The organism is Occallatibacter sp. FHG110214_02 (assembly GCF_059115385.1).
This window is the reverse complement of sequence record NZ_JBZYWK010000014.1, coordinates 16,844-30,787: the sequence shown is the minus strand read 5'-3', so window position 1 is coordinate 30,787 and position 13,944 is coordinate 16,844. Positions and strand designations below refer to the sequence as shown.

Genomic DNA, 13,944 nt, shown 5'->3' with positions numbered 1-13,944 from the left:
CAACAATGTCCTACACGACGGATTGCAGGTCGGTGTGGTTGAAATCTTTGCCCTTGTAGAGAAGTGGCTCACGCTTGACGCGGGCTAAGGCATAACAGAAGCAGTCGCCGTAGTTAAGGTTTGCGGCATGACCGCTGCCCTTGCCGTAGTCGCGGTAGACCTGGCGGGCAATTTTGGCTTGTTCGAAGGTGACTGGCTCAACTGTGATGCCGACTTCCTCGATCAAGCTCCCCAACCGCATGCTAAGTTCCGGCTTGCGATATTTATCTATGAGAATCGAAGTTTCAAGGAATGTCGCCGCGGAGATTCGCAGGTTTTTCGTTGTGGCAATAACCCGTGCGAAGGTCTCGTAACCTATCTCCTTGAAAAACACCGCAATCAGGGCGGAGGAGTCCACAATCATTTGGGCAGGCCATCCTCATCATAGAGATATTCGTCGATTTCCCAGGAATGTATTGGGTCAGGGACCAGCCGTGCGCATTCGTCGGCAAACTCCATCAGGAGGTTGTATTTGCGCGTTTCTTCATGGGTTGGGACGTTCTTCTCAGCGCGATCTTTATCGAGTTTTTCGCGAAGTGCTTCCCGCACGGCTCCAGTCATGCTAATGCCGTGATTAGCTGCAACTTGGCGAGCCATCTCATGAACTTCGGGATCTTTGATGTTCAGGCTCATGATTCTACCTTTCTACCATCATTTTCTACCATTCTACCTTTTTGCGGGATTTCGCGTAAGTTGTTGGAATCCACTAAGCTGGGAGGTATGACGCAATTTCCGCCTGATTCTGTGCCTGAGGTTGTGCCGGGGACTACTCCTGAGCACCCGGATGCTGAGATTTTGTTTGATGTGCTGGTGATTGGGGCGGGGCCTACGGGGCTCTCGTGCGCGATTGAGGCCCAGCGGGTGGGGCTGCGCGTGGTGCTGGTGGATAAGGGGTGCGTTTGCAACTCGCTGTTTCATTACCCGTCGCACATGACGTTTTTTACGACTTCGGAGCTGCTGGAGATTGGGGATATTCCGTTTCCCAGTCCGAATGCGAAGCCTACGCGGAATGAGGCGCTGGAGTATTACCGGCAGGTGGCGGCGCATTACAAGCTGGACGTAAGGCAGTATCAGCGCGTGGAGCAGGTGACGGGCGCGGATGGGGATTTTTCCGTGGCGATTGTGGACCGCTTTGGGCGCAAGAATACCCTGCATACGCGGAAGCTGGTGATTGCGACGGGCTACTACGACCTGCCGAATTACATGAAGATTCCGGGCGAGGAGCTTAGCAAGGTTCTGCACTATTACGACGATCCGCACCCTTACTTTGGGACGGACGTGCTGGTAATTGGCGGGAAGAACTCGGCGGCGATTGCGGCGTTGGAGCTTTGGCGGCATGGGGCGCGGGTGACGCTGGTGCATCGCGAGGCGGAGATTCACCGGCATGTGAAGTACTGGATTAAGCCGGATATTGAAAACCGCATCAAGAATGGCGAGATCAAGGGGTATATGAGCTCCAGCGTGGTGGAGGTTACTCCGGATACGGCGGTGCTGGAGACGCCGGAGGGGCCGGTGGTGCTGAAGAATGATTTTGTCTTTGCGATGACGGGTTACAGGCCGGATTTTGAGTTTCTGGAGGGCATGGGCGTGCGCTTTGAGGGAACAGATAAGTTGCCGGTTTGTGATTCCGATACCCTCGAAAGCAACGTTTCCGGCATCTATTTAGCAGGGGTCATTGTTGCGGGTTCCCGCACCAATGAGATTTTTATAGAAAACGGGCGCTTCCACGGGAAGCAGATTGCGCAGGCACTGGTTAATAAGTAGCTGGTCCGTTTTTATCGCATATCCGCTACACTTGGAAAAATTCGCGTCGTTCGAGGGTGATTTTTTACATGCACTGGTGGCCGCGGACCATTCGATGGCAGATGCTGTTCAGCCTCGTGATTATCGAGGTGCTGTCGATTGCCTTGTTTACGCTTCTGCTGGTTCGCGATGCGGAGAATGAGTCGATACGGCGCACGACGCAGCGCGTTCAGGACCAGTCCGCGCAATTGGCCGTGCAGGCGGCGCAGGGCATTGTGCAGGAGCGGCTGGACTGGGTGGGGCTGGCCGTGAAGGTGATGGCGGACTCGCCAAGCGTGGCGCGCGCCAAGATTACCGACGCAACGGGCAAGGTTATTTTCAACAGCAGCGGCAACGCGGCGGAGCAGATTCTGGATCCGGAAGAGCGGGCGCAGATGACGCAGTTGCACGGCGATGCGGGGAAGCCGTTTCACTTTGACGGCAACCGCTGCGAGGGTGTGCACACCATTTACCTGGACAATACGCTGCGCGGCTTTGCGTGGGTGGAGAGTGACTACGGCAGCGAGACGAAGCAGGTGAACTCGGTTTTGCGGGCGAGCCTGATTTTTGGCGGCATATGGATTGTGGTTTCCACGCTGCTGGCTTGGTTTGTTTCGCGGTTTATTTCGCGGCCACTGACGCTGCTGCATAACGGCACGAGAGCGCTGATGAGTACTCCGGAGGGTGCGGGCGAGTTTCCGCTGCCGGTGGTGACGAAGAACGAGTTTGGCGACCTGATTGATGCGTTCAATCGCATGGTGGCTTCGATTGCGGAGCAGAGAGCGGGGCTGAATGACACGCTTTCGCTGCTGGACTCGATGCTGGCATATGCGCCGATTGGTTTGGCGTTTGTGGACCGCAATTTGCGCATTGTGCGCGTGAACCAGCCGTTTGCTTCGCTGACGCGGTTTCCGCTGAGCCGGCATCTGGGGAGGACGGTGTCGGCGATTATGCCTCCGGAGAGTGCTGCGCGGTTGGAAGAAGCCTTTGAGCAGGTGTTTGCGCAGGAGACGCCGGTAACGGAGATTGAGCTATCTGGCGAAGGGCAGGGAATTAACCGCGGATGGACGTGGGTGGTGAGTGTGTATCCGGTGATTACCGGGCCGTCGAAGGTTCGCTGGGCGGGCATGATTGTTCGCGATGTGAGCGAGCGCGTGCGAGCCGAAGAAACGCTGCGTAAGACGGAGAAGCTGGCGGCGACGGGCCGGCTGGCGGCGTCGATTGCACATGAAATCAACAACCCGCTGGAAGCGCTGACGAACATTCTTTATTTGCTGAAAAACTTTACTTCGTTGGACCCGACGGCGCATGAGTACGTGACGATGGCGGAGCACGAGGTGAGGCGCGTGGCGGAGATTGCGCAGCAGACACTGCGGTTCTACCGGCAATCGACGCTGCCGACGCGGGCCTCGATGGCGGAGCTGATTGATTCGGTGCTGGACCTTTATAAGAGCCGCATCAACAACCAGGGCGTGACGGTGCAGCGGGAGTTTAATCCGCAACTGACGCTGTTTTGCTACTCGGGGGAGATTCGGCAGGTGTTTGCGAACCTGCTGGGGAATGCGATTGATGCTTCGCTGCCCGGTGGGCGAATTATTGTGCGGGCGCGGCCTTCGAGAGACTGGCGGAATCTGGGGACTCACGGGGTGCGGTTCACGGTGGCCGATACCGGAGCGGGCATGGACCCGGAGGTGCGGGAGCGCATCTTTGAGGCGTTTTTTACTACGAAGGAAGCTACGGGGACCGGGCTGGGGCTTTGGGTAAGCCACGAGATTATTGCGAAGCATCGCGGGATGGTGCGGGTACGGAGCCGGTCGGTGCATGCGGATACCGCGGCGGGGTGTTCGTCGGGGACTGTCTTCCAGATATTTTTGCCGGATGACGAGACGCTGGCGGCGCAGGCGCAGTTGATGAAGCAGGGCGTGGGGAATAGGGAGTAGGGAACGAGGCGGGGTGGCGGAAATTGGGTGTGTGCTATTTGGGAAAAGAAACGGCCTTCTCGAGGATGACTCGGGAGGGCCAATGTTTTTTATTGTTCCCTCGTTCCCTTGATCCCTGTTTCTCCACAACTTTTCCTTTGCTTTCGTGTCTACCTCAGTGACGATTCGTGCGCTAATCTCATCTAACTCAATGGGGTGGCGTACGTTGAACCCCTTCGCTGGGAGGAGATGGAAACATCATGAAATCTGTAAAGCTTCAATATTTGCAGCCTGTGGCATTAGGGGCGGCGCTGGTTCTTTCTTGCATGGCTTTTACCCCCGCTCCTCTAACGGCGCAGGCCTCTTCTACGGCTCCGCGCTCGGACGGCCAGATTGAGATGGACGTGGTGCAGGCGCTGGATGACTCGCAGGCCCTTAAGAATGATTTGATTACGGCTGCTACGATCCAGGGGAAGGTAACCCTTTCCGGCACGGTGGCTTCGCAGGCGAACAAGGACCTGGCGCAGTCGATTGTGGCCAAGGTGCAGGGCGTTTCCGGCGTGACGAACAGCCTGAAGGTGGGCGACCCGGCGGCTGCGGCCAGCCAGGATAACCTGCCTGCTCCGGGCGACGACCAGCCGGCTGGCGACCAGCAGCAGGCACAGAACCAGGCTCCGCCGCAGTATTCGGGGCAGGCTGCTCCTCCGGATGACAACTACGGGCAGACACAGCCGCAGCCTCAGCAGGGCTATGCGCAGCCTGCGCCTCCGCAACAGGCAGCGCCGCAGGGTTATCCGCAGCAGAATTATCCGCAGCAGGGTAGCGCGGAACCTCCGGCATATCCGGCCCAGGGAAGCAGGCCGCAGTACACGCCGAATGGCGATGGGCCGGGCTATCCGCCTCCGCCACAGCAGGGCTATGGGCAGGGCGGCTATGGCCAGGAGCCTTATGGCGGCCAGCAGCCGAATTACCAGCCTGCGCCGAGCTTTGCGATTCCGAGCGGCCCGATTACGGTGGCTCCGGGAACGGTGTTGCAGGTTCGCACGACGGACAACATTGATTCGAAGCGGGCTGTGCCGGGAACGGCGCTTGATTTCACGGTGATTCGCGATGTGGCGGTGAACGGCTACCTTGCTATTCCGCGTGGTGCGACGGTTCATGGCGTGATTACGGATGTGGAGCAGCAGCAGGACCGTCTGACCGGCTCGCAGAGCTTTGGGCTCAAGCTGGTTGCGCTGGACCTGAACGGACGGCAGTATCCGATTGCTTCGGATATCTTCCGCGTGAAGGGACCAAGCAAGACTGGACGCACGGTGGGTAATACGATTGGCACGGCACTGGTAGGCGCGCTGATTGGTGGCGTGGCTGGCGGCGGAGCAGGTGCGGCGATTGGCGCAGGAGCCGGCGGCGCGGTGGGATTAGGAGCCTCGGCGGCGACACCGAATCCGCGGGCATGGATTCCGGCGGAGGCACTGGTGGTCTTCCATGTTCAGCAGCCGCTGACAGTGGACCCGGTGAGCAAGGATGAGGCGGCGCGGTTGGCGCAGGGGCTTTATCCGGGCGGGCCGAACCTCTATCGCCGCCCGGCGGGCTATGGTCCGGGATACGGACCGGGACCGGGCTACTATGCCTATCCGGCGCCTTATGGCTATCCGCCGGTTTACTATCGGCCGTATTACATGGTCGGCGGCGGGTATTACTGGAGATAAAGCCAGGGTACCGGGTGTAGGGTACAGGGTATGAAAGAAACGGGCATCTCTCAGAGGTGCCCGTTTTGTTTTTGGCATGGTGAGATGTTCAGGAAGGGGTATGAAAGCGGAATTGGTAATAGAAGCTTTTTCTGTCCCCTGTACCCCGCACCCTGTACCCCTGTCTTTTATAATTTTAGGTACATAGCAGTAGAAAGAAGAGTCGAATACTCATCCATGATTCGTTTCCTGCAACAGTCTGACAGCCGCCTTATCAAGGCCATTTTTGTTGTCATCATTGGCGTGCTTGCCGTGGCGATGGTGATTTACCTGATTCCGGGTCTTTCCAATACCGGAGTTGCGAGCGGCGGCACGTTTGCCGAAGTTTACCCACACTGGTACAACAAGCTCTTCCGCTCGGGCGATGAGATTTCCGTGCAGCGCGTGCAGGCCGTGGCGCGGCAGCAGTTGGCGCAGCGGTATCCGCAGTATGCCGGCAACCCGATGATGCTGAACTTTATGACGCAGCAGGTCGGGCAGTCGCTGGTGCAGCAGGAGATTCTGCTGGCCGAGGCGAAGAAGCTGGGCATCACTGCAGGCGATGCCGACGTGGCGAAGTTCCTGCAGTCGGGGCCGAATGCCGAAGTGCTTTTCCCCGGCGGCAAGTTTATTGGTCAGCAGCAGTACGAGTCGCTGGTGAACAACCGCCTGGGCATGAGCGTGGCGGACTTTGAGGACGGCATCAAGAAGCAGATTGTTCTGCAGCGGTTACAGTCGTACATTACGGCGGGTGTTTCGGTTTCTGACGCCGAGGTTCGCGACGCGTATCGCAAGCAGAACATCAAGATCAAGTTTGATTACGCGGTGCTGTCGTCGGATGACGTTCGCAAGAGCATCAATCCTTCCGATGCCGATTTGCAGGCCTTCTTTACAAAGAACGCGGACCGCTACAAGAATGCCGTGCCGGAGCAGCGGACGATCAGCTACTTTGCGTTTACGGCGGACCAGTTGCCGGGCGGAGTTCCGCAGGCCAGCCAGCAGGAGATTCAGGCTTACTACAACGCGCACCAGAGCGAGTACTCGGTGCCGGAGCAGGCGAAGTCGCGTCACATCCTGATCCAGGTGGCGCAGGGCGCGGATGCGAAGACCGATGGGGCGGCGAAGGCCAAGGCTGAGGACGTGCTGAAGCAGTTGAAGGCCGGCGGTAAGTGGGATGAGCTGGCGAAGAAGTACTCGGACGATCCGGGCTCGAAGGATTCGGGCGGTGAGCTGGGCTTTGCGCAGCGTGGCCGCATGGTGCCGGAGTTCGACAAGGCCATCTTCTCGCAGCCGATCAACGAGATTGATATTGTGAAGTCGCAGTTTGGTTATCACGTTATCCAGGTGGAAGAGCGGCAGACGGCACACTCGCAGTCGTTGAGCGAGGTGCAGCCGCAGATCCAGGGCGTATTGAGCCGCCAGAAGGTTGCGCAGGCGGAAGACAGCTATGCGAAGTCGCTTGCTGCCGAGGCCGCCAAGAATGGTCTGGCCGCGACGGCGAAGGCGCATAGCCTTGAGCTGACGACGACTCCGCCGACGGGACAGCAGGGCACGATTGCGGCTCTGCCGGATGGCACGCAGGTGTTGGCGAAGGCTTTCCAGGCAAAGCAGGGCGGCGCTCCGGATTTTGCTCCGACAGGCGAAGGCTATGCGATCTTCCAGGTGACAGGCGTGCAGGCGGCACATGCGCCTACGTTTGCAGATTGGAAGAGCCACGTTCTCGACGACTTCCGCGACGAGAACCTGCCGTCGTTGATGCAGTCGAAGGTGAATGATCTGGCTGCCAAGGCGAAGTCGGGTGATTTGGCGGGCGCTGCGAAGGCTGTGGGCGCTACGGTGAAGACCAGCGACCTGGTTGGCGCAACGGGCCAGGTGCCAGACTTCGGCGCGGTTGGCCAGGTGGCTCCGCAGTTGTTTGATCTGGCTGTGGGCGGCGTGAGTGGACCTATCAATGCTGGCCGCACTGGCGTGGTTGCGAAGATTCTCGACAAGCAGGAACCAACTGCGGACGAGATTCAGAAGAATTTTGACCAGACGAAGGATGCGATGCTCGGGGAGAAGCGCGATGAGGCGTTTCAACTCTTCGCTTCCAGCATTGCGTCGGATTACAAGAAGCAAGGGAAGATCCGCATCAATGCCAAGGCGGCGCAGGTACAGGACGCAGGCGAGTAATTCGCTGATTACAAGAAATGGAAAGGCCGGAGCTTTGCTCCGGCCTTTTTGTTTTATTCCGACTTGAGTTTGGTGATTAGTTGTTGGTCTGCCTTGGTGAGGGAAGCGTTTTCCAACAGGTCGGGGCGGTTGGCCAGGGTTTTGCGGAGTTGCTGCTCGCGGCGCCATTTGCGGATGGCCTGATGGTCGCCGTCGAGGAGGACTTGTGGGACTTTGAGGCCGGCGAATTCGGCGGGGCGGGTGTAGTGGGGGTAGTCAAGCAGGCCGCCGGAGCCGTGCTGGGAGCGGGGAACGCCTTCTACATCCGTGGTGATGTCGGTGTCGGGCTGGCCGAAGCTCTCGAATTCACCGCTGGCCTCGTTGCCGAGGACTCCGGGGATGAGGCGCATGGTTGCGTCGAGGACTACGGCTGCGGCCAGCTCGCCGCCGCTCAGGATGTAGTCGCCGATGGAAAGCTCTTGATCGCAGTAAAGCTCGTTGATGCGCTCGTCGATGCCTTCATAGCGGCCGCAGACGAAGACGATGCGGTCGAGTTGAGAGAGTTCGCGGGCGATGGGCTGTGAGAAGGGTGTGCCTTGTGCGGAGAGGAGCACGACGCGGGTTCCATCGTTGGGCTCTCGTTCCGATTTTGGTGCGATGCCGAGGCTGGCGAAGGCTTCCGCTAACGGCTCGGGCTTGAGGACCATGCCTTCGCCGCCGCCGAAGGGGCGGTCGTCTACGGTGCGGTGGCGGTCGTGGGTGAAGCCGCGGAGGTCATGCGTGTTGACCGAGACGAGGCCGGTGGTTTGCGCGCGGCGGATGATACCGTGCTCGAAGAAGCCGGTGAAGAGAGCGGGGAAGATGGTGAGAATGTCGAAGCTGAGAGCCATCTACTTGATGATAGGGGCTGTGGGCCTATGGGCGCACATGCCATCCACGAGCAACTTGATTTCAATTCGCGGTGGGGATCTTTGCGGCATCGTCAACGACTACGACTGGAACATCAGTCTTTTGGCTGTCGATTTTCAGACCTAGCTGGTCGAGCGTTCGCTTCCATGCGGTCAGTCCGTCTACGCCCACCTCGGGCTTGAGGTCGATGTTGAAGTCATAGATGCCTGGCAGTTCCGTCTTGTTGAGAACAGGAACCAGAGGACCACGGCCTATTACTGGTTGAGAAGGGCTGGCGGGCGCGGGAATTGTGAACTGGATGGCCATGATGTCAGCAAGCTGGCGCATGTTGCCGCGGAAGTGAAAGCCTTCTCCTTGCGCTGCCGCTGAATCGCCGGGTTGGACAGGATGGATGCGGAGGCCACCGGGTGCGACGGTTAGCACGTACACGCGCATCTGGCGGGTTTCTTCATGCTCCTTCAGGTTAAAGCGATCGGATAAGAGGCTGCGGAGCATGAGAGGCATTTGCGCGCTGCTTACGCCTTCCGGCAGACGCGCGGAAATGTCGTATTCGTTGTGTTCGAGCCAAGGTGGGCCGATGACCTGGCTAAGCTGGCAACGCCACGCCTCGGCAACAAGTCGTTTCAGCGTGACGTTCTGGCCCGTGAATCCGTCAGGCGAATACGTTACCTGGTTGTTGCCGTCGGGTCCGGCTTCGTGTTGGCTGGGCCGGGCCGAGACAACTTCAAAAGATGGCGGCTTGGATTGTGGGCTCGCGATTGTAGCGATGCTCAACAAAGCGAGAGCTGCAAGCAGAGACGGCGAGCGCATGCGGTACATCATAGCCCTGCGGCGGATAGAGGTTCAATTCAGGTCTTCAATTTAGATCGAGCAGACCTTCGGGGAGGGCCATCTCTACTTGCTGGTTGGGTATGTCCAGCTTGCGCAGGTAGCTTTTGGCGAAGGGGATGAGGAGTTCTCCCTTTGCGCCTTTCACGATGAGCAGCGGGGCGGCGTCGGGGCCGGCGGTGCGGTCTACATTTTCGATTTTGCCGATGGTGACAGGCGCGGGGCCGGAGATGTCGATGAGTTCGCAGCCGATGAGGTCTGCGATGTGGACTTCGTCTTCGGCTAGCTGGGCGCGTTCTTCGAGGGGGATGGCTACTATGAGGCCCGCCAGGGCTTCGGCTTCGGAGATGCTGGTGATTCCGGCGAAGTGGAGGACGATTCCCGCCTGGCCGCCGGCTTTATGGAGCCAGTGGTTTTCCAGTTCTGCTGGGCGGGGTGTTGCGTCAGAGTTTTCTTTGAGGAGCCAGAGGTGCTTGCGCTCGGCAAACTTTTCAGGGAAGTCGGTGAGGATTTCGGCGATGACTTCGCCTTTGCGGCCCTGGGGACGACGGATTCTGGCTAGCCAGACCCATGAGGTTGGTGTTTGGGGAGCGCTCATGCTGGTCTTAGAGTATCGGCTCCCACCCTTGGCACGGAAACAAAGACACGCCAAGGATGGGACACCAGAAGTTTTGAGGTAAGCACAGAACCGCCCATCGCACGAATGGCGCGAAGCGCACAGTTGCCTGGACTGCTAGTCCTCTTCGTCTTCTTCGAGGATGTCGAGCGTGTAGCGGTGGTGCAGCTTCATACTGACGGCGCTCAGAATGGTGCGCACGGAACGCGCGGTGCGCCCCTGCTTGCCAATCACCTTGCCTACGTCGCCGGGGGCGACCTTCAGCTTGAGGACGGTGTTTTCGTCCCGCGCCACGGACTGAACCTCGACCGCATCGGGCTCATCGACGAGCGCCTTGGCGATTTCGCGGACCAGTTCTTCTACTGCGACCATCTCATGTTGGGTCATGTTCGTGCCCCTGACCGTCTTGCAATCCAACAATTGTTTGTGTTGGCCTGTGCGCGCATACTATCAGCACAGGCCGGTCGCCGTCAGCAACTGCAATTGGGTCCGCAGCTGCGAGAGCAGAGACAAAAAGTGCTTAGGCGGCAGCCGTTTCCGCGGCCTTGGCCGGGAACTTCTCGACCAGCTTGGCCACGGTCGCAGAGAACTGGGCACCGACGCCGCGCCAGTAGGCGATGCGCTCGTGCTTCAGGTCCACCGAGGCGGGGTTGGTGCGGGGATTGTAGGTGCCGACGATTTCGATTGAGCGGCCATTGCGGGCGCGGTCCTTCTCGATGACGACAATACGATAGTAGGGCTGCTTTTTGGCGCCAAAACGGGCCAGACGAATCATTACCACGGCGAATACTTCCTTTCAGAAATCCTTATTTGTCTTGAACTTAACCGCAAATCTTAAAGGATTGCGGAGGCGCGGGAGGCTGCAACACTCAAGCCTGCCGGCTGCGAGCCGGACACGTGAAGCCAGGCGAGCGCAAGACACAACAACTAAGTATCGCCGATTTTGAGGGGAAAAGGCAAGGGACTTAGGGACATAGAGACTAGGGACTAGGAAAAACAAAGGGGCGCGATTAGCGCCCCTTTGTTTGCATTTTGGCTCATGTTGAACGCAGGCTCTAGTCCCTATGTTCCTAGTCCCTACGTCCCTGCTTTTACTGCGCCAGCTTGCCGGTAATGTCGCGGACCTCAACGGGGCCGAGATTCGCGTCCTTGAGGGACTGCTCGATCTTGGAGCGGTCGCCGGCGGTGACGATGATGAGCTGGTCGGGGTGGAGGTACTTTTGCGCCGCCTGGGCTATGTCTGCGCCGGTGATTGCCTCGTACTTGGAAGGCAGCTTGGCGTAGTAGTCCAGCGGGCGGTTGTAGAGGAAGATGCTGCTGAGAGCGCCGGTAACGGCTCCGGTGGTCTCAAAGCTGCCGGGCAGGGAACGGACGAGCGCTTCCTTGGCTGCGGCCAGTTCTTCCGGTGTGGAGGGTTTGGTGGGGAAGTTGCGGATTTCGCTCATCATTTCCTTGGCCGCGTCTGCCGTGACGTTGGTGCGGACGAGTCCGCCGGCCTGGAAGACTCCGCCTTCGCGGTAGAAGCCGAAGTTGGAGTTGGCGCCGTAGGTGTATCCGTGGACTTCGCGGAGGTTCATGTTGATGCGGCTGGCGAAGGCTCCGCCGAGCGTGTAGTTCAGAACGCGGATGGTGTCTAGGTCCGGTGTGTTCTGCGGTACACCGAGGCCGTAGGCGAGCAGTGCGGTTTGCGGCGCGCCGGGCTTGTCTACGATGACCACGTGCGTGGCCTGCGGAGCCTGGGGCGCGGGGATGGTGGCCAGCGGCGCGGTGGTGTTGGACCACTTGCCGAAATATTGGCGGGCGAGCTTTTCCGCTTCGGCGCGGGTAACGTCGCCGGAGAGGATGAGCGCGGAGTTCGCGGGGCCGTAGTGGCTCTTGTAGAAGCTGGAGACGTCGTCGCCGGTGATGGAGTTGACGCTGTCCACGGTGCCGTTGCCGGGCTCACCGTAGGGGCTGTCGCCGAAGAGCAGCTTGGGGCCGACGCGCATGGCCATGCTGGCTACGTTGTCGGTCTCCTGTCCAATGCGGACGAGGCGCTGCTTTTTGCGGCGGTCCACGTCTTCCGGACGGAAGGCGGGGTGCTCGGCTACGTCGGAGAGCAGGTCGAGTCCCTCGGCGGCGTGCGTGGTGAGCAGTGTCTCGGAGAGCGAACCGGATTCCAGGCTGCTGGCGGTGCCGATGCGGGTGCCGATGCGTTCGGCGTCATGCGCCAGCTTGGGCAGGTCGCGGGTGGTGGTGCCATCGCCCATGACTTCGCTGACCAGCGTGGCGAGGCCGCTCTTGCCTGCGGGGTTGTTTTCGCTGCCGGCGCGGGAGACGAGCGAAACGCTCAGCACGGGCAGGGAGTGGTCTTCTACGAGCAGAACCTTGAGGCCGTTTTCGAGGGTGAACTCGGTGGGAACGGGCAGGTGGAAGGTGGGCGCGGGGCCGGGCTCGGGCTTGGTCTTGCGCCAGTTCTGCGCGGTCTCAAACTCCGGCGTGTAGGGGTTGGTGATTTTGACGTTGGCGTCGGTGTCGGCGGGGCTGCGCGGCACGTCGTCGAGAACCTTTTTGCCGGGGACGCAGTAGACCACAACTGCCGAGTCCTTGGTGAGGTACTTGTTGGCCGCGGCTTTGACGCTGGCTGCGGTGACGGCTTCGGTCAGCTCAACATCCTTGGAGAGGAAGCCGGGGTTGCCGGTGTACTGGTTGTAGAGGTTGAGCATGTCGGCCACGCCGCCAAAACCGCCGAGGCGTTGCAGGCCGGTGATTTTGCCAGTGAGTTCGAGCGCCTTGGAAGCTTCGACTTCTTCGGCTGTGGGGCCTTCCTTCTGAAGCTTTTCTACTTCGGCCCAGAAGGCGGCTTCCAGGTCTTCCAGCTTTACACCGGGCTTGGCGGTGATGTCGCAGGAGAAGATGCCGGTGAGCTGGAGCGTCTGGTTGCCGCAGGTTGCGCTTTGCGCAATTTGCGACTTGATGACGAGGGCTTCAGCAAGACGGCTGGCTTTGCCTTCGCCAAGGGCGCGGGCCGCGGTGTCAACGCTGTAGGATTCCGGCGCAAAGGACTTGGGCGTGAGCCATGCCACGGAGAGGCGCGAGAGCTGCACGGTGTCCGTGATGGTTTCGCGCTTCTGGGAAGTGATGGGCGGCGTGGCTACCTTGACCGGCTCCACGGGCGGGCCCTGCGGAATGGGGCCAAAGTATTTTTCAAGCAGCGATTTCAACTGCGCGGGGTTGAAGTCGCCCGCGATAGCGATGGTGGCGTTGTTCGGCGTGTAGAACTGCTGGTGGAAGTCGCGCACATCGGCGATGCGTGCGGATTCAATGTCCTGATGGCTGCCGATAACCGAGCCGTAGTAGGGGTGGCCCTTTGGGAAGAGCAGATGAAAGACTTCTTCATCGGCTACGTCATAGGGGCGGCCTTCGCCCTGACGGCGCTCGTTGCGCACTACGTCACGCTGATTGGTGAGCTTTTCGCGGTCGAGGCCTTCCATCAGGAAGCCCATGCGGTCGCTTTCGAGCCACATGCCGAGTTCGAGCTGGTTACTGGGCAGGGTTTCGAAATAGTTGGTGCGGTCGAAGTCGGTGGTGCCGTTCACGTCTGTTGCGCCGGCGGACTGCACGTACTTGATGTGCGCCTTTTCGCCGACGTGCTCGGAGCCTTCAAACATCATGTGTTCAAAGAGGTGCGCAAAGCCGGTGCGGCCGGGCTTCTCGTTGAGCGGGCCCACGTGATACCAGAGGTCAACGGCTACGAGGGGAAGGCGGTGGTCCTCATGCGTGAGAACCTGCAGGCCGTTGGAGAGCCGGAATTCCTGGTACTTGATTTCGGGGAGCTTGTGGGCGGACTGCGCTACGGCAAATGGGGCCGAAGAGAACAGAACCGAGGCAAGCAGGGAGGAGAGCATCTTGCGCAAAGTGATTTTCACTGGAAACTCCTTGAAGAACTACAACGAAACTGGAAGGAATGATACCAAAGGGGCTGCTTGCCGCT

Annotated in this window: 12 protein-coding genes; 4 read left to right on the top strand and 8 right to left on the bottom strand. The window is 59.6% G+C overall.

The features are described from left to right. Nucleotides 1-10: 10 nt before the first annotated feature. Entirely contained in the window at nucleotides 11-403 is a 393-nt protein-coding gene (locus tag AC5S3R_RS13385; RefSeq protein ID WP_494267553.1) for a type II toxin-antitoxin system VapC family toxin, read from the bottom strand. Next, nucleotides 400-672: a type II toxin-antitoxin system VapB family antitoxin gene (locus tag AC5S3R_RS13380; RefSeq protein ID WP_494267551.1), complete on the bottom strand. Its 273-nt coding sequence runs from the start codon at nucleotides 670-672 to the stop codon at nucleotides 400-402. Before AC5S3R_RS13380 ends, AC5S3R_RS13385 begins: the two co-directional genes overlap by 4 nt. Nucleotides 673-759: 87 nt before the next feature. On the opposite strand from AC5S3R_RS13380, the gene AC5S3R_RS13375 reads away from it, so the two are divergent. From AC5S3R_RS13375 to AC5S3R_RS13360, 4 genes are all read left to right on the top strand, one after another. Further along, nucleotides 760-1,803 carry a YpdA family putative bacillithiol disulfide reductase gene (locus AC5S3R_RS13375; protein WP_494267550.1) on the top strand — a complete coding sequence of 348 codons (1,044 nt, stop codon included), beginning with the start codon at nucleotides 760-762 and terminating at the stop codon, nucleotides 1,801-1,803. Nucleotides 1,804-1,871: 68 nt separating this feature from the next. Beyond that, on the top strand, nucleotides 1,872-3,761 hold the full coding sequence (locus AC5S3R_RS13370; protein ID WP_494267549.1) for a sensor histidine kinase: 1,890 nt from the start codon (nucleotides 1,872-1,874) through the stop codon (nucleotides 3,759-3,761). A 239-nt stretch (nucleotides 3,762-4,000) separates the two neighbouring features. Next, nucleotides 4,001-5,449, top strand: coding sequence for a BON domain-containing protein (locus tag AC5S3R_RS13365; RefSeq protein WP_494267548.1), 1,449 nt, complete (start codon nucleotides 4,001-4,003; stop codon nucleotides 5,447-5,449). Nucleotides 5,450-5,665: 216 nt separating this feature from the next. After that, a complete protein-coding gene (locus AC5S3R_RS13360) occupies nucleotides 5,666-7,639 on the top strand; it encodes a peptidylprolyl isomerase (RefSeq protein ID WP_494267547.1) in 1,974 nt (657 codons plus the stop codon). Nucleotides 7,640-7,692: 53 nt separating this feature from the next. Here AC5S3R_RS13360 and trmD read toward each other — a convergent pair whose 3' ends face one another. The 6 genes from trmD to AC5S3R_RS13330 all read right to left on the bottom strand — a co-directional run bounded on the left by trmD (nucleotide 7,693) and on the right by AC5S3R_RS13330 (nucleotide 13,879). Continuing rightward, nucleotides 7,693-8,508 carry a tRNA (guanosine(37)-N1)-methyltransferase TrmD gene (gene trmD, locus AC5S3R_RS13355; RefSeq protein ID WP_494267546.1) on the bottom strand — a complete coding sequence of 272 codons (816 nt, stop codon included), beginning with the start codon at nucleotides 8,506-8,508 and terminating at the stop codon, nucleotides 7,693-7,695. A 61-nt stretch (nucleotides 8,509-8,569) separates the two neighbouring features. Continuing rightward, the gene (locus tag AC5S3R_RS13350) at nucleotides 8,570-9,337 is read right to left on the bottom strand and encodes a TIGR03435 family protein (protein ID WP_494267545.1); all 768 of its coding nucleotides are present in this window, start codon (nucleotides 9,335-9,337) and stop codon (nucleotides 8,570-8,572) included. Nucleotides 9,338-9,383: 46 nt separating this feature from the next. Further along, nucleotides 9,384-9,953, bottom strand: a complete 570-nt coding sequence (gene rimM, locus AC5S3R_RS13345) for a ribosome maturation factor RimM (RefSeq protein ID WP_494267543.1) — start codon at nucleotides 9,951-9,953, stop codon at nucleotides 9,384-9,386. Between the two features lie 135 nt (nucleotides 9,954-10,088). Beyond that, nucleotides 10,089-10,358, bottom strand: a complete 270-nt coding sequence (locus AC5S3R_RS13340) for a KH domain-containing protein (RefSeq protein WP_494267542.1) — start codon at nucleotides 10,356-10,358, stop codon at nucleotides 10,089-10,091. 133 nt (nucleotides 10,359-10,491) lie between these two features. After that, the gene (gene rpsP, locus AC5S3R_RS13335) at nucleotides 10,492-10,746 is read right to left on the bottom strand and encodes a 30S ribosomal protein S16 (RefSeq protein ID WP_494267541.1); all 255 of its coding nucleotides are present in this window, start codon (nucleotides 10,744-10,746) and stop codon (nucleotides 10,492-10,494) included. A gap of 316 nt (nucleotides 10,747-11,062) precedes the next feature. Next, nucleotides 11,063-13,879 carry a M16 family metallopeptidase gene (locus AC5S3R_RS13330; RefSeq protein ID WP_494267540.1) on the bottom strand — a complete coding sequence of 939 codons (2,817 nt, stop codon included), beginning with the start codon at nucleotides 13,877-13,879 and terminating at the stop codon, nucleotides 11,063-11,065. Nucleotides 13,880-13,944: the final 65 nt, after the last annotated feature.

Coding starts and splice junctions, on each gene's coding strand:
- AC5S3R_RS13350 (WP_494267545.1), bottom strand. CDS start 9,337: ATGCGCTCGCCGTCTCTGCTTGCAGCTCTCGCTTTGTTGAGCATCGCT.
- AC5S3R_RS13365 (WP_494267548.1), top strand. CDS start 4,001: ATGAAATCTGTAAAGCTTCAATATTTGCAGCCTGTGGCATTAGGGGCG.
- AC5S3R_RS13385 (WP_494267553.1), bottom strand. CDS start 403: ATGATTGTGGACTCCTCCGCCCTGATTGCGGTGTTTTTCAAGGAGATA.
- rpsP (WP_494267541.1), bottom strand. CDS start 10,746: ATGATTCGTCTGGCCCGTTTTGGCGCCAAAAAGCAGCCCTACTATCGT.
- AC5S3R_RS13370 (WP_494267549.1), top strand. CDS start 1,872: ATGCACTGGTGGCCGCGGACCATTCGATGGCAGATGCTGTTCAGCCTC.
- rimM (WP_494267543.1), bottom strand. CDS start 9,953: ATGAGCGCTCCCCAAACACCAACCTCATGGGTCTGGCTAGCCAGAATC.
- AC5S3R_RS13380 (WP_494267551.1), bottom strand. CDS start 672: ATGAGCCTGAACATCAAAGATCCCGAAGTTCATGAGATGGCTCGCCAA.
- AC5S3R_RS13360 (WP_494267547.1), top strand. CDS start 5,666: ATGATTCGTTTCCTGCAACAGTCTGACAGCCGCCTTATCAAGGCCATT.
- AC5S3R_RS13375 (WP_494267550.1), top strand. CDS start 760: ATGACGCAATTTCCGCCTGATTCTGTGCCTGAGGTTGTGCCGGGGACT.
- AC5S3R_RS13340 (WP_494267542.1), bottom strand. CDS start 10,358: ATGACCCAACATGAGATGGTCGCAGTAGAAGAACTGGTCCGCGAAATC.
- trmD (WP_494267546.1), bottom strand. CDS start 8,508: ATGGCTCTCAGCTTCGACATTCTCACCATCTTCCCCGCTCTCTTCACC.